This window comes from Thermicanus aegyptius DSM 12793 (genome assembly GCF_000510645.1).
Taxonomy (GTDB): domain Bacteria; phylum Bacillota; class Bacilli; order Thermicanales; family Thermicanaceae; genus Thermicanus; species Thermicanus aegyptius.
In genome coordinates, this window is the sequence record NZ_KI783301.1 from 3,571,126 (window position 1) to 3,586,001 (window position 14,876).

Annotated in this window: 13 protein-coding genes, 2 tRNA genes and 2 rRNA genes; all 17 read left to right on the forward strand. The window is 49.9% G+C overall.

The features are described 5' to 3' along the window. Positions 1-28: 28 nt before the first annotated feature. Positions 29-580 (forward strand): hypoxanthine phosphoribosyltransferase, encoded by a 552-nt coding sequence (hpt, locus tag THEAE_RS0118945; protein WP_039944573.1) that lies wholly within the window; start codon positions 29-31, stop codon positions 578-580. Between the two features lie 71 nt (positions 581-651). Further along, a complete protein-coding gene (gene ftsH / locus THEAE_RS0118950) occupies positions 652-2,565 on the forward strand; it encodes an ATP-dependent zinc metalloprotease FtsH (protein ID WP_005583113.1) in 1,914 nt (637 codons plus the stop codon). Positions 2,566-2,702: 137 nt separating this feature from the next. Then, a complete protein-coding gene (locus THEAE_RS0118955) occupies positions 2,703-4,394 on the forward strand; it encodes a formate--tetrahydrofolate ligase (RefSeq protein ID WP_039944575.1) in 1,692 nt (563 codons plus the stop codon). Between the two features lie 52 nt (positions 4,395-4,446). Then, positions 4,447-5,229: a type III pantothenate kinase gene (locus THEAE_RS0118960; RefSeq protein WP_028988494.1), complete on the forward strand. Its 783-nt coding sequence runs from the start codon at positions 4,447-4,449 to the stop codon at positions 5,227-5,229. Positions 5,230-5,354: 125 nt separating this feature from the next. Then, the gene (hslO, locus tag THEAE_RS0118965) at positions 5,355-6,254 is read left to right on the forward strand and encodes an Hsp33 family molecular chaperone HslO (protein ID WP_028988495.1); all 900 of its coding nucleotides are present in this window, start codon (positions 5,355-5,357) and stop codon (positions 6,252-6,254) included. A gap of 68 nt (positions 6,255-6,322) precedes the next feature. Then, entirely contained in the window at positions 6,323-6,895 is a 573-nt protein-coding gene (locus THEAE_RS0118970; protein ID WP_028988496.1) for an anthranilate synthase component II, read from the forward strand. A gap of 13 nt (positions 6,896-6,908) precedes the next feature. Beyond that, the gene (folP, locus tag THEAE_RS0118975) at positions 6,909-8,120 is read left to right on the forward strand and encodes a dihydropteroate synthase (protein ID WP_005583107.1); all 1,212 of its coding nucleotides are present in this window, start codon (positions 6,909-6,911) and stop codon (positions 8,118-8,120) included. After that, positions 8,113-8,478, forward strand: coding sequence for a dihydroneopterin aldolase (folB, locus tag THEAE_RS0118980; RefSeq protein ID WP_028988497.1), 366 nt, complete (start codon positions 8,113-8,115; stop codon positions 8,476-8,478). Before folP ends, folB begins: the two co-directional genes overlap by 8 nt. Beyond that, positions 8,471-8,980: a 2-amino-4-hydroxy-6-hydroxymethyldihydropteridine diphosphokinase gene (gene folK / locus THEAE_RS0118985; protein ID WP_028988498.1), complete on the forward strand. Its 510-nt coding sequence runs from the start codon at positions 8,471-8,473 to the stop codon at positions 8,978-8,980. The genes folB and folK overlap by 8 nt, the downstream gene beginning before the upstream one ends. A gap of 107 nt (positions 8,981-9,087) precedes the next feature. Next, positions 9,088-10,083: a tRNA dihydrouridine synthase DusB gene (dusB, locus tag THEAE_RS0118990; protein WP_028988499.1), complete on the forward strand. Its 996-nt coding sequence runs from the start codon at positions 9,088-9,090 to the stop codon at positions 10,081-10,083. 155 nt (positions 10,084-10,238) lie between these two features. Beyond that, the gene (greA, locus tag THEAE_RS0118995; RefSeq protein ID WP_005583100.1) at positions 10,239-10,724 is read left to right on the forward strand and encodes a transcription elongation factor GreA; all 486 of its coding nucleotides are present in this window, start codon (positions 10,239-10,241) and stop codon (positions 10,722-10,724) included. A 29-nt stretch (positions 10,725-10,753) separates the two neighbouring features. Next, positions 10,754-12,244: a lysine--tRNA ligase gene (lysS, locus tag THEAE_RS0119000; RefSeq protein ID WP_005583099.1), complete on the forward strand. Its 1,491-nt coding sequence runs from the start codon at positions 10,754-10,756 to the stop codon at positions 12,242-12,244. 350 nt (positions 12,245-12,594) lie between these two features. After that, positions 12,595-14,122: ribosomal RNA gene (locus THEAE_RS0119005) — 16S ribosomal RNA — on the forward strand. Between the two features lie 70 nt (positions 14,123-14,192). After that, positions 14,193-14,309, forward strand: a 5S ribosomal RNA gene (gene rrf / locus THEAE_RS0119010). Between the two features lie 6 nt (positions 14,310-14,315). Beyond that, positions 14,316-14,392 (forward strand) — tRNA-Ile (locus THEAE_RS0119015). A 7-nt stretch (positions 14,393-14,399) separates the two neighbouring features. Next, positions 14,400-14,475, forward strand: a tRNA-Ala gene (locus tag THEAE_RS0119020). 51 nt (positions 14,476-14,526) lie between these two features. Further along, entirely contained in the window at positions 14,527-14,745 is a 219-nt protein-coding gene (locus THEAE_RS0119025) for a hypothetical protein (RefSeq protein WP_028988500.1), read from the forward strand. Positions 14,746-14,876: the final 131 nt, after the last annotated feature.

Genomic DNA, 14,876 nt, shown 5'->3' on the forward strand with positions numbered 1-14,876 from the left:
TAGCGTTATGAGGAGGAAGAATGGTTATATGAGCGGAATTTTTGAGGACATCAAGGAAATCCTAATCCCGGAGGAGGCGATTGACAAGCGAATACGGGAACTGGGTGAAATCTTGAGCGAAGAATATCGGGATAAAAACCCCCTGGTTATTGCCATTTTGAAGGGGGCGGCCCCCTTTATGTCTGATCTGACGAAGAGGATGGATGTTTATCTGGAAATGGATTACATGGTGGTATCGAGTTACGGACTTTCCACCCGCTCTTCGGGTGTGGTAAAGATTATTAAGGATTTAGATTATGATATATCGGGAAGACACCTTCTCATCGTGGAAGACGTGATCGACAGTGGACTTACTTTAAATTATATCGTAGATTTGTTAAAAAGAAGAAATCCCCGCTCCTTAAAGGTGGTTACTCTCCTTGATAAGCCGAAACGCCGCCACGTGGACCTTAAACCGGACTATATCGGTTTCGAAGTACCCGATGAGTTTGTGGTCGGGTATGGATTGGATTACGCCGAACAGTACCGGAATCTCCCATTCATTGGCATATTAAAACCGGAAGTATACGCCGAGAAATGAAGGGATTGCCTTATTTCTCCACGTTATGCTAGAATAAAATATGTGTCTTTTGACCTGAGAGGAGGTAAGAAATGAACAAGATGTTCCGCAACACCGCTTTTTATCTGATCATCATCCTTGTTGTGGTGGGAATCGTCCAACTCGTCGCAGGACAGGGAAAACCGACGGCGGAGATCCCCTACAGCGAATTTAGAAAATACTTAATCGAGGATCAGATCCAATCCTTAAGGATGAGACAGGATAGCGGAACGCTCTATATAGAAGGTCAATTGAAGTCTGCTCCGGGGAAAGAGGAGATGTTCATCACACGGGCACCTCTTTATACCGAACAAGTCTTTAATTTGATCGATCAAAAAATTGACCAGAACCATCTTGTCGTGTACAACGACAGGGCAAAAGAGGGTTCACTCTGGCTCACTTTCCTCACGTCCATCATCCCATTCATTCTTATGGCCGTTCTCTTCTTTTTCTTGCTGAACCAGGCGCAAGGCGGCGGCAGCAAGGTAATGAACTTTGGCAAAAGCCGGGCCCGTCTCTATAATGATGAGAAGAAGAAAGTAACGTTTAAGGATGTCGCGGGGGCTGATGAGGAGAAAGAGGAATTGGTAGAAATTGTGGAATTTCTGAAAGATCCCCGCAAATTTGCGGCGCTCGGAGCACGAATTCCGAAGGGTGTTCTCTTAAACGGACCGCCCGGTACCGGGAAAACGCTCCTCGCCCGGGCGGTAGCAGGGGAAGCGGGCGTTCCCTTCTTCTCGATCAGCGGCTCCGATTTCGTGGAGATGTTCGTTGGGGTGGGCGCCTCCAGGGTTCGGGATCTGTTCGAGACTGCGAAGAAAAATGCCCCTTGCATCATCTTTATCGATGAGATTGATGCGGTAGGTCGCCAACGTGGGGCAGGTCTCGGGGGAGGACATGATGAACGGGAACAGACATTAAACCAACTCCTCGTAGAAATGGACGGCTTCAGTGCCCATGAAGGGATTATCATTATCGCCGCCACCAACCGTCCGGACATCCTCGATCCGGCTCTTCTCCGCCCAGGACGCTTTGACCGTCAGATTACGGTTGATCGACCGGATGTGAGGGGCAGGGAAGAGGTGCTTAAAGTTCATGCCCGCAATAAACCGCTGGGGCCTGACGTCGATTTGAAGACCATCGCGCGCCGCACGCCCGGATTCACGGGGGCAGATCTGGAGAACCTCCTAAACGAGGCGGCTCTTCTTGCAGCCCGTCGCAATAAAAAAATGATCGAGATGGCGGAAATCGATGAAGCCATTGATCGGGTTATTGCCGGACCGGCAAAGACAAGCCGAATCATCAGCGAAAAGGAGAAAACCCGGGTAGCTTATCATGAATCGGGTCACGTGATCGCCGGATTTTATGTTGAACACGGGGATGAGGTGCATAAAGTAACCGTGGTTCCCCGAGGAGCGGCGGGGGGATATACCGTTCCTCTGCCGAAGGAAGATTCCGCTTTCCCTACGAAAAATTATCTTCTGGATCGTATCACAACCCTTTTGGGAGGACGTGTTGCGGAGGAGATCGTCTTTGGGGATGTGAGTACCGGAGCCTATAATGATTTTCAGCAGGCGACAACTATTGCCCGCCGTATGGTGATGGAGTTTGGGATGAGCGAGAAGTTAGGCCCCCTCCAATTTGGTCGCAGGCAGGGGGAGGTTTTTTTAGGCAGAGATATTGGACATGAACAGAACTACAGCGATGCCATCGCGTATGAGATCGATTTGGAGATTCAACGGATCATTCGGGAACAATATGATCGCTGCAAAGTACTGATGAACGAAAAACGGATAAAATTGGAGACGATTGCCCAAACTCTGCTGAAGGTAGAGACTTTAACGAGTGCACAGATCCGTAGCCTTTTGGAAAAGGGGCGAACGGAAAACGATGATATCATCGTGGAAGAGGTATCCCCGACGAATGTACGGGTGATTCTAAAAGGAGAAGCAGAAGGGATGGCGTAGCCATCCCTTCTTCCCTCTTTATCTCGAAGGATCGATCTCCGGAAAAAGAAATCCCCGTGGGGAAACCTTTTTATGAATCGGATCAATGAACCGGGTTACCCCTGTGAAATTCATTTTTTGAGAGAGAGGGTCGATGCATGAGTGCCATAACGGAAAAGATCCCCACAGATATCGAGATTGCCAGAAGCGCGAAAATGAAACCGATTACAGAAATCGCTTCGGGATGGGGGATTAATGAAGACGAGATAGAACTTTACGGAAAATATAAAGCGAAGATCCACCTTTCACTTTTAAAGAGACTTCAGGATAGGCCGGATGGACATCTCGTTCTCGTTACCTCCATCAATCCAACCCCGGCTGGAGAGGGAAAGACAACCGTAACGGTAGGATTAGGTCAGGCGATGAACCGAATTGGAAAAAAAGCGGTGATCGCGCTGAGGGAGCCTTCATTGGGCCCTGTTTTTGGGTTAAAGGGTGGGGCGGCCGGAGGAGGGTACTCACAGGTGGTTCCCATGGAGGAGATCAATCTTCATTTTACCGGGGATTTTCATGCCGTTACTACCGCCCATAATTTATTAGCGGCCTTGATGGATAATCATCTTCACCAAGGGAACGAACTTCATCTCGACCCCCGGCGTATCCTCTGGAGGAGGGTTATGGATATGAATGACCGCTCCTTAAGAGAGATCGTCATCGGTCTCGGGGGAAAGAAAAACGGAGTGCCTCGGGAAGACGGATTTGATATCTCCGTTGCCTCCGAAGTGATGGCCATCCTTACTCTCTCCGAAAACATCGAGGATTTGAAAGAATCGTTGGGGAAAATGCTTATTGGTTACACCTATGAGAATCAGCCTGTATTCGCAAGGGATCTTAAAGCGGAAGGAGCCATGGCCCTTTTGTTAAAGGATGCCCTCATGCCGAATCTGGTTCAGACCATGGAGAATACACCGGCCTTTATTCACGGAGGACCATTCGCCAATATTGCCCACGGAACCAACAGCATCTTGGCTACGAAAATGGCCCTCAAACTAGGGGAATACGCCGTAACGGAGGCGGGGTTTGGAGCAGATCTTGGCGCGGAGAAATTCTTTCACATCACTTCCCGAAAGGGGAACTTTACCCCGGCTGCCGTGGTCGTCGTGGCTACACTGCGAGCCCTTAAGATGCATGGAGGGGTGCCTAAAGAGCGATTGGGGGAAGAAAATCGGCTTGCTGTAAAGATCGGGTTTGAAAATTTAAAGAAACATGTAGGTACAATCCGGCGTGTCGGCCTTCCTCCCGTCGTGGCGATCAATCGCTTCATTCACGATCATGAGGGGGAGATCGAAGAGCTATTTGATCTATGCAGAAGGGAGCATCTCCCGGTCGCCCTAACCGAGGTATGGGAGAAGGGAGGGGAGGGGGGTGCAGAATTGGCCCGCCTCGTGGTGGAGACGGTGGAAAAAGGGAAGCATTCCTTTCGTCCGCTCTATTCGGTGGATCAAGGGATTGAAGAGAAGATTGGGTCCATCGCCAGGGAGGCTTACGGTGCAGACGGGGTGGAGTTTACCGATGAAGCCAAAAAGCAGATCCGCTTTTTTAAAGAGCAGGGATGGGATAAACTGCCGATCTGCATGGCTAAAACCCAATACTCCCTTTCCGATCGCCCGAAGTTACTGGGGAGGCCGAAAGGCTTTACCATCACGGTACGGGAGTTGAAGGCCTCCTTGGGGGCGGGATTCCTCGTGGCTTTTACCGGAGATATCTTAACCATGCCCGGCCTGCCCAAGGAACCGGCCGCCATTCATATGAATGTGGACGGAGACGGGAATGTGTATGGCCTTTTCTAGATGATATAATAAAAAAGATCAGGCATGGAATTTGGAAAGAGGGGGAGCTCACATGCTCTTAGTGATGGATGTGGGAAATACCAATATTGTGATCGGCATTTTTAAAGAAGATCAATTGATTCACCAATGGAGAATGGCTACCGATCGGCATAAGACGGAAGATGAGCTGGGCATGCACCTTAAGATGTTCTTTGATAGCGTAGGGATTGGATTTCATCAAATTGACGGATTGATGATCTCCAGCGTCGTCCCCCCCCTAAGGTTCGCTCTGGAGCAACTGGGGAAGAAATATTTCCATCACCCTCCCCTTTTCGTCGGCCAGGGAGTGGACATAGGCCTTACGATACGGCAGGATCATCCTCAAGAGGTGGGGGCGGACAGGATCGTCAATGCGGTTGCGGCCATTAAAGAATATGGCCCCCCGCTCATTATCGTTGACTTTGGAACAGCCACCACATTCTGTCTGGTTAATGATGAAGGAATCTATCTTGGGGGAGCCATTACTCCGGGGATTCACATCTCGATGGAGGCCCTTTATCAAAATGCCTCTAAGCTGCCTAAGATTGAGTTCGCCAAGCCGGCGTCGGTCGTTGGAAGAAATACGGTGATGGCGATGCAGTCCGGGGTTTATTATGGGTATGTGGGGCTGGTAGATGGGATTGTTAACCGCCTAAAGAAAGAAGTAAAGAAAGATCCCAAGGTCATCGCAACCGGCGGACTGGCAGAATTAATTCGCTCCGATTCGGAGACGATTGATGTGGTTGATTCCACATTAACCCTTAAAGGATTAAAGATCATTTATGATCGAAATCGCTCTCTGAGTGGAAAGATATAATGAGGTGATCATCATCGAGTTATTTCAGATGGAGAAGATGAGAAGGGGAAGAAATCCTTCTCTTTTTGAATGGATGCATGGGATATTCGCTTTTTTAGCGAAAAGCAAAAGGAAAGGAGTAAAACATGGCGTTACAAGGAGATTACTTGGTGCGGGCGACGGCATTTGATGGGCAGATCCGGGCTTTTGCCGTCCGGACCACGGAAACGCTTCAGGAGATAACGAATCGTTTGGATTTATGGGCAACGGCTAGCGCGGCCGTCGGTAGAACGATTAGTGCCGGTGCCATGATGGGAGCCATGTTAAAAGGGAAAGAGAGGTTGACCATTTCGATCCACGGCAATGGCCCAATCGGGCGAATCGTCGTCGATGCCAACGCCAAGGGAGAAGTGAGGGGGTATGCTACCAACCCTCATGTTCATTTTCCACTCAATGAGCAAGGGAAACTGGACGTGGCGAGAGCGGTGGGTAAGGAAGGAACCCTTTATGTAGTTAAGGATTTAGGCCTTCAGGAACCTTATCGCGGCAGCTCACCCATCATCTCCGGCGAGATTGCCGAGGATTTTACCTACTATTTCGCCACCTCCGAGCAGACTCCTTCTGCCGTAGGATTAGGGGTACTGGTGAATCCCGATCATTCCATTCTTGCTTCAGGCGGATTTATCCTTCAAGTGATGCCGGAAGCAGAGGAGGAGGCGATAAACACCTTAGAAGAGCGTCTAAAGATCATCCCCTCCGTTTCCGGGATGGTGGAAAAGGGGCTAACCCCCGAGGAGATGTTAAAAGAGGTGGTCGGGCGAGAGGTCCGTATCCTTCATGAGCAACCGATTCGCTTCCATTGTGGTTGCTCCTATGAAAAATCCCTCGCCGCTCTCAGCAGTTTAGGGACAGAAGTGCTAAAGGAATACGTAGAAAAAGGAGAAGAACCGGAAATCCTCTGTCATTTTTGCCGTGAGCGTTATGTGATTCCTGTCGCCAAGGTGGAAGAGGTGATAAAAAGCCGAGAATGGAACGAGACCTCTTGACGAATTCTCCATTTATTATAAAATGGCGGAAAGATATAAATTGAGCTGAGCAGAGAGGAGAAGAGCAGATGATTTTCGTGATTGATAATTATGACTCCTTCACGTTTAATTTGGTGCAATATTTGGGTGAGTTGGGCAAACAGGTGGAAGTGGCCAGGAATGACCGGATCACTATCGCAGAGATTAAGGAGAGAAATCCCGAGGCGATCCTGATCTCCCCGGGACCTTGTACGCCGAATGAAGCAGGAATCAGCCTTGAAGTGGTTCTTCATTTGGGGAAGGAGTATCCCATTTTGGGGGTTTGTTTAGGGCATCAGGCGATCATACAAGCGTTTGGAGGGAGAATCATCCCTGCACCCCGCCTCATGCATGGAAAAACATCGGAGATCTATCATCATGGAAAGGGGATTTATGAAGGGCTTCCGTCTCCCTTTCCGGCCGCCCGCTATCACTCCCTCATTGGAGAAGAGCAGAGCCTTCCTGATGTTTTGGAGGTAACCGCATGGACCGACCGGGGTGAAATTATGGGTGTGAGGCATAAGCAACTGCCTATTGAAGGGGTTCAATTCCACCCTGAATCGATTCTGACTCAATACGGCAAAAAGATATTGCATCAGTGGATAAATAAAATTAGCGCATAAAGGGGGGGATCAGGTGAACCGATATAATCTCATTCATCTTTACCCGAAGAACAGGGAGGAGATCGGTGAGATCTTTGCCCGCTTTGGGGAGGGAGAAGCAGAACGAGAAAATTTGCTACAAAAAGGGCAATTCTTCTTCCTTTTCGTACAAGATTTGCCGTGGAAAGCGGCCATAAAGTTAAAGGAGGAATTCCGATCTTGCGGCGGAGAGGTCCTGTTGGAGAATAAAGGGGAGGATTCCCTTTCTCCCCATACCAATGCTTTACTGATGGGGAGAAATGGCGAATATATGGAGCTGGTTCAAAAATTAAAGAATCAACCGTTTGGCTTGAAGAGGTTAAGTGTGGAGGTGATGGAACTTTTACAAAAAGAGAAGGAGTATGGCCGGATCCTGGAGATGCCGCTTCCCCATGGGGCTTCTCCCCTCATCATCGGGGAAAAAACCCTTATTATGGGAATTCTTAATGTAACCCCCGATTCCTTTTCCGACGGAGGGCGTTACAACACGTTGGAAAAAGCAATCGCCCATGCCGAGGAGTTGGTGGAGGCAGGCGCGGATATTATCGATGTCGGCGGAGAATCGACACGCCCAGGCTATGAAAAGGTAGCGGAAGAAGAGGAATTAAAGAGGGTTATCCCTGTGATCGAAGAACTGAGCAAGCGAATTTCCCTGCCGATTTCCATCGATACATATAAAGCGGCCGTAGCCAAGAAGGCCATCGAGGCGGGTGCCCACATCATCAACGATGTATGGGGAGCGAAGGGAGACCCCCATATGCCTGTGGTGGTCGCTGAATCAAAAGCACCGGTCATCCTCATGCATAACCGTAAAGCGAGAAATTATCGGGATCTTATTCCGGATATGCTGAACGATCTCCGCGTTTCCATCGACTTGATTTTAGCGGCAGGGGGGAAAGAGGAACAGATCATCATTGACCCGGGTATCGGATTTGCCAAGGATTATGAAGAAAATTTAACGGTGATGCATCATCTTCGGGAATTTTCCTCCCTGGGATATCCCATTCTCCTGGGTACTTCAAGGAAATCGATGATCGGTAAAACCCTTGATCTTCCGGTAGAGGAGAGGATCGAGGGGACGATTGCCACTGTCGTCTATGGCATCGAACAAGGTGCAGAGATCGTACGGGTACACGATGTAAAGGAAGTGGCCAGGGCTGTAAGGATGACAGATGCGATGGTGAGAAGAGGGTGGAGGCATGGATAAGCTCTTCATTCGGGGTATGCAATTTTATGGTTACCATGGCGTTTTTCCGGAAGAAAACAAGTTGGGCCAGCTTTTTATCGTCGATGTGGAGTGCACGTTGTCCTTGAGGGAGGCAGGGCTTACCGACCGTCTGGAAAATACGGTAGATTATGCCGAACTTTATAAAGATGTGAAAGAGGTGATGGAAGGGAAGCCTTGTAAGCTTCTTGAAACCCTGGCAGAGAGGATTTGCGACCGAATCTTTGGGCGAAACGAAAGGATCGATGAAGTCCGATTGGAGATAAGAAAGCCCAATCCTCCCATCCCAGGCCACTATCGGGAGGTAGGGATCGTGATGGAGCGGCGTCGTCATGGATGAAGCTGGAGAAAAGGTGTATATTTCTTTTGGTTCAAATCAAGGAGATCGTTTAGGCTTCCTCGGGAAAGGGCTCCTCCTACTTAGCCTTCATAGGGAGATTTCCATCTCCAGGATCTCATCGGTGTACGAAACGGATCCTGTGGGATACTTAGAACAACCCTTGTTTTATAATATGGTGGCTGAAGCCAGGAGCACACTTTCTCCCTATGCTCTCCTCTCTTTTCTTCTCGAGGTGGAAAGGAAATTGGGGAGAGTGAGGATCATGAAGAACGGTCCCCGTACTTTAGATTTAGATCTTTTGCTTTATGGAGATCGGTTGATCTGCGAAGAGAATCTTATCGTTCCCCACCCTCGTTTACACGAAAGGGCCTTTGTCATCGTTCCCCTCTGGGAACTTGAACCTACACTTCTTCTCCCCCATTTGGGGAAGAGCATTGATGAGATAAAAAACGAGATTGGTGAGGAAGGGGTAAGGAGAGTTTCCCTCCTACCCAATCCATGAGGGGCGTGAAAAATACTCTTTCGGTTTTTTAATCATTTCAGGAACGCCCCGATCGTTCAAGCGTATTTCGTTTTTGATGCCGAGGTTACGAGAGAAAGGAGGAAAGCATGTTTACCATAGGAAATGTAACAATCCATAATCAAGTGGTTTTGGCTCCCATGGCGGGCGTGAGCAACCCTGCTTTTCGTGTGATCGCCAAGCGCTTTGGCGCCGGATTGGTCTGTGCGGAAATGGTAAGCGATAAAGCGATCCTCCATGGAAATGAAAAAACCTTGTCCATGCTGCATGTAGAGGAGGAGGAACATCCATTAAGCCTGCAAATTTTCGGCGGTGACAAGGAAACTTTGGTAAAAGCGGCTCAATACGTGGATCGATACACCGACGCGGATATTATTGACATAAACATGGGATGCCCTGCTCCGAAGATTAATAAAATCGACGCTGGGGCCGTATGGCTTCTAAGCCCGCCGAAGATCGAGGAACTGGTGGCGGCTGTAGTGAAAGCGGTCAAAAAACCTGTTACGGTAAAAATGAGGACCGGATGGGACGAGGATCATCTCTACGCCGTGGAGAATGCCCAAGCGGTGGAAAGGGCAGGCGGACAAGCTGTGACGGTACACGGACGTACCAGAATGCAAAAGTATGAAGGGCAGGCGGACTGGGAGACGATTCGTCGAGTAAAAGAGGCGGTCGCCATTCCGGTGATCGGGAACGGTGACGTCTTTACCCCGGAAGATGCCAGGCGGATGATTGATGAGACAGGCGTAGATGGAGTCATGATCGGCAGGGGGGCTTTAGGGAACCCCTGGATGCTGTATCGGACGGTTCATTATCTGGAGACCGGAGAGCTGTTGCCTGAACCTTCTCCCCGGGAAAAAATCGAGGTAGCCCTTCTTCATTTAGATCGCCTCGTCGCATGGAAGGGAGAGAGGGTAGGAGTAGCGGAGATGAGAAAACATGCGGCTTGGTATATAAAAGGTCTAAAAAAATCGGCGGAAGTGAAAGAGGAAATAAACAAAGAGAGCACAGTGGCCGGGATGAAAGAAATTCTCCTTCGCTATGTAAAACAGTTGGAAGAAATGGAAGAGATGATAAAAATCTGATTGACAAGAGGGACCTAATTCCATATAATAACGTTTAATTGCCAGTACTTGTGACTGGCCTTTCTCTATTCTTTGTCGTTTGTTCTCATCATCGTGAAATCGCCTACATATACATGTAAAACACAGCCAAATCAACGCATATGGGGGAATTGAGGATGTCGGAAAAAGAAGTGATCTTAACACCATCCGGTTTAAAAAAGCTTGAAGAAGAACTGGAGTATTTGAAGACCGTTAAACGGAAAGAGGTGGCGGAACGAATCAAGATTGCGATTGGTTACGGCGACCTAAGCGAGAATTCCGAATATGAAGATGCGAAGAATGAACAGGCCTTCATTGAAGGTAGGATCATTACCCTGGAGAAAATGCTTCGCAATGTGAAAGTCATCTCGGACAACGATGTTCAAACCGATACGGTCTCCATCGGCTCCACTGTCCGAGTGAAGGATTTGGAATTTAACGAAGAGATAGAGTACACGATCGTGGGATCGGCCGAATCGGATCCGTTATCCAATAAGATCTCCAACGAATCCCCCGTAGGGGAGGCGCTTCTCGGACAGAAGAAAGGAGCGATCGTTGAAGTTATAGTTCCGGCAGGAACGATTCGCTATGAAATTTTAGATATTCAGAAGAACAACGAATGATGAAAGAGAGCAATTGAGGTGACCCATTCATGAATGAAATGGACGCGAACGAAATTGAAACCATACGGAGAGAAAAACTGGATACCCTTCGTGAGTGGGGCATTGATCCTTTTGGAAAGAAATTTAACCGGACCGACTGGGCTGGGCAGATTCATGCCCGCTATGACGAAAAAGCGAATGAGGAATTAGAATCTCTCTCCATTGAAGTTGCGGTGGCCGGACGGATCATGACAAAGAGGGTGCAAGGGAAAGCCGGTTTTGCCCATCTACAGGATCTGACCGGTCGGATTCAGATCTATGTCCGTCTTGATCGAGTCGGAGAGTCAGCGTACAAAGCCTTTACCCTCTCCGATTTGGGAGATATCGTAGGCGTTAGGGGGACGGTTTTTAAGACGAGGACAGGAGAGACGACCATTAAAGTGGATGAATTTACTTTCCTCACCAAATCCCTCCGCCCTCTCCCCGACAAGTTTCACGGTTTAAAGGATATAGAAACCCGTTATCGCAAGCGTTACATCGACCTTATTGTAAATCCGGAGGTGAAGGAAACCTTCCTAATCCGGAGCCGGATTGTAAGTGCGATGAGGCGATACTTAGATAAGGAAGGGTATATCGAAGTAGAGACGCCGACGCTCCATGCCATAGCCGGTGGTGCGGCTGCCCGACCTTTTATCACCTATCATAACGCGTTGGAAATGCAAATGTTTCTTCGCATCGCCATAGAGCTTCACCTGAAGCGGCTCATCGTAGGCGGGATGGAAAAAGTATACGAAATTGGCAGAGTATATCGGAATGAAGGGATATCTACCCGACACAATCCTGAGTTCACGATGTTGGAACTCTACGAAGCCTATGCCGATTTCCATGATATTATGACGCTAACCGAAAACTTGATTGCCTATATCACCAATGAAGTAAAAGGAACGCTGCAAATAGAGTATCAGGGAAACTGGGTAGATTTGTCAACGCCTTGGAAGAGAGCCCACATGGTGGATTTGATTCATGAAGTGACAGGCGTAAACTTCTGGAACAAGATGAGTGATGAAGAGGCTCACCGCCTTGCTAGGGAGTATGGCGTAGAGGTTGAGGAGAGAATGACCTTTGGCCATATCGTGAACGAATTCTTTGAACAAAAAGTGGAACATACCTTGATTCAACCGGTCTTTGTCTATGGGCACCCGGTGGAGATTTCACCTCTTGCGAAAAAGAACGAAAAGGATCCCCGCTTTACGGATCGTTTCGAGCTCTTTATCGTAGGTCGGGAACACGCCAATGCCTTCTCCGAATTAAATGATCCAATCGACCAGAGACAACGGTTTTTGGAGCAGCTTAAAGAAAGAGAAGCGGGAAATGAAGAAGCCCATATGATGGATGAAGATTTTCTTGAAGCTTTGGAAATCGGCATGCCCCCTACCGGCGGTTTAGGCATTGGAGTGGATCGATTGGTGATGCTCCTCACCAATTCTCCTTCCATCCGGGATGTTTTGCTCTTCCCCTTGATGCGATTCCAAGGGCAGTAAGTCTCTTTGTCTACCGGGTGTCCATGCTTCTATGCTCTTTAAAAGGGGAGAGGAAAGACACAAATTACCACTTTACTTTCCTCTGTCGCATGTGTTATAGTACTACCTGTCGCCAATCGCGACGAAGAAGGAATCTCACAAACTGCTTAAAGTGGAACTGCGGGTTGGAGAAAAATAGTGATTGACGATAATAGGAGATTATGATATACTACTCTTCGTCGCCGCGATAAAAGGCGATGGTTCCTTGAAAACTGAACAGAAACGCCTGTGAGGAATAAAAGCAAGAAGAATTGAGAGTCGAGGAAGAAGACTCGAGCAGGGGGGAAGGAAGGGAACTTCCGGAACCCTCTTATATGGAGAGTTTGATCCTGGCTCAGGACGAACGCTGGCGGCGTGCCTAATACATGCAAGTCGGACGGTTTAGAAGTGAGAGGCTTGCCTCTCGCTTTTAGACAGTGGCGGACGGGTGAGTAACACGTAGGCAACCTGCCCGTAATACCGGGATAACCTGGGGAAACCGAGGCTAAGCCCGGATAGGCTCCTTTTCCGCATGGGAGAGGAGGGAAAGGGTGCGACCCGATTACGGAGGGGCCTGCGGCGCATTAGCTAGTTGGTGAGGTAACGGCCCACCAAGGCGATGATGCGTAGCCGACCTGAGAGGGTGACCGGCCACACTGGGACTGAGAGACGGCCCAGACTCCTACGGGAGGCAGCAGTAGGGAATCTTCGGCAATGGGCGAAAGCCTGACCGAGCAACGCCGCGTGAGTGAGGAAGGCCTTCGGGTTGTAAAACTCTGTTGTTTGGGAAGAAGGGAAAGGGTAGGCCCCTTAGGTGACGGTACCAAACGAGAAAGCCCCGGCTAACTACGTGCCAGCAGCCGCGGTAATACGTAGGGGGCGAGCGTTGTCCGGAATGATTGGGCGTAAAGCGCGCGCAGGCGGTCCTTTAAGTCTGATGTGAAAGCCCGCGGCTTAACCGCGGAAGGTCATTGGAAACTGGGGGACTTGAGGCTAGGAGAGGGAAGTGGAATTCCTGGTGTAGCGGTGAAATGCGTAGAGATCAGGAGGAATACCGATGGCGAAGGCAGCTTTCTGGCCTAGAACTGACGCTGAGGCGCGAAAGCGTGGGGAGCAAACAGGATTAGATACCCTGGTAGTCCACGCCGTAAACGATGAGTGCTAGGTGTGAGGGGTTTCAAGGCCCTTCGTGCCGCAGTACACACAATAAGCACTCCGCCTGGGGAGTACGGTCGCAAGACTGAAACTCAAAGGAATTGACGGGGGCCCGCACAAGCGGTGGAGCATGTGGTTTAATTCGAAGCAACGCGAAGAACCTTACCAGGGCTTGACATCCCTCTGACGGGAGTAGAGATACTTCGTCCCTTCGGGGCAGAGGAGACAGGTGGTGCATGGTTGTCGTCAGCTCGTGTCGTGAGATGTTGGGTTAAGTCCCGCAACGAGCGCAACCCTTGAGCTTAGTTGCCAGCATTCAGTTGGGCACTCTAGGCTGACTGCCGCAGACGATGCGGAGGAAGGTGGGGATGACGTCAAATCATCATGCCCCTTATGTCCTGGGCTACACACGTGCTACAATGGCCGGTACAGAGGGAGGCGAAGGAGCGATCCGGAGCGGAACCCAAAAAGCCGGTCGTAGTTCGGATTGCAGGCTGCAACTCGCCTGCATGAAGTCGGAATCGCTAGTAATCGCGGATCAGCATGCCGCGGTGAATCCGTTCCCGGGCCTTGTACACACCGCCCGTCACACCACGAGAGTCGGAAACACCCGAAGTCGCTCAGGCGCCTAAGGTGGGGCCGATGATTGGGGTGAAGTCGTAACAAGGTATCCGTACCGGAAGGTGCGGATGGATCACCTCCTTTCTATGGAGAACGCCTCACAGGGGAAGTTTCTGTTCGGTTTTGAGGGAAACCCCCTTACAAAAAAACGAAGTCTGGTGACGATGGCGAAGAGGACACACCCGTACCCATCCCGAACACGGAAGTTAAGCTCTTCAGCGCCGAGGGTACTTGGGGGGCGACCCCCTGGGAGAGCAGGACGTTGCCAGGCTTAAACGGGCCTATAGCTCAGCTGGTTAGAGCGCACGCCTGATAAGCGTGAGGTCGATGGTTCGAGTCCATTTAGGCCCACCATCTATATGGGGCTATAGCTCAGCTGGGAGAGCACCTGCCTTGCAAGCAGGGGGTCAGCGGTTCGAATCCGCTTAGCTCCACCATACCCCATGGGAAAGGGGAAGAAATTTTCTTGAGGGAAACCTCAGCGTTCCTTGAAAACCGGATACAGGCAAGAAGCGAAGAAATCGGTGAAGGTTTGTGAAGCGGGAGGAATCCTGAGAACACAAGCCGGAAGAAGGCTTGTCCGATGCGAGAAGATCGAGGAAGCGAAGAAGGAGGCGCCGGAGCGTACTGGTTTCGTACGTGAGGACGGCGACGACGGAGCTGACGAAGAGATTCGACGCAGATCACAAGCCAGAAGGTTAAGGTAGGAAGGGCGCACGGTGGATGCCTAGGCACTAGGAGCCGAAGAAGGACGGGACGAACACCGAAATGCCTCGGGGAGCGGTAAGTACGCGACGATCCGGGGATCTCCGAATGGGGCAACCCACCGCCCGTCATG

Bases quoted from the DNA above. Each gene is read 5' to 3' on its own strand.
- lysS (WP_005583099.1), top strand. From the start codon at position 10,754: ATGAATGAAATGGACGCGAACGAAATTGAAACCATACGGAGAGAAAAA.
- folK (WP_028988498.1), top strand. From the start codon at position 8,471: ATGGATGAAGCTGGAGAAAAGGTGTATATTTCTTTTGGTTCAAATCAA.
- hpt (WP_039944573.1), top strand. From the start codon at position 29: ATGAGCGGAATTTTTGAGGACATCAAGGAAATCCTAATCCCGGAGGAG.
- dusB (WP_028988499.1), top strand. From the start codon at position 9,088: ATGTTTACCATAGGAAATGTAACAATCCATAATCAAGTGGTTTTGGCT.
- THEAE_RS0118955 (WP_039944575.1), top strand. From the start codon at position 2,703: ATGAGTGCCATAACGGAAAAGATCCCCACAGATATCGAGATTGCCAGA.
- ftsH (WP_005583113.1), top strand. From the start codon at position 652: ATGAACAAGATGTTCCGCAACACCGCTTTTTATCTGATCATCATCCTT.
- greA (WP_005583100.1), top strand. From the start codon at position 10,239: ATGTCGGAAAAAGAAGTGATCTTAACACCATCCGGTTTAAAAAAGCTT.
- THEAE_RS0118960 (WP_028988494.1), top strand. From the start codon at position 4,447: ATGCTCTTAGTGATGGATGTGGGAAATACCAATATTGTGATCGGCATT.
- THEAE_RS0118970 (WP_028988496.1), top strand. From the start codon at position 6,323: ATGATTTTCGTGATTGATAATTATGACTCCTTCACGTTTAATTTGGTG.
- hslO (WP_028988495.1), top strand. From the start codon at position 5,355: ATGGCGTTACAAGGAGATTACTTGGTGCGGGCGACGGCATTTGATGGG.
- folB (WP_028988497.1), top strand. From the start codon at position 8,113: ATGGATAAGCTCTTCATTCGGGGTATGCAATTTTATGGTTACCATGGC.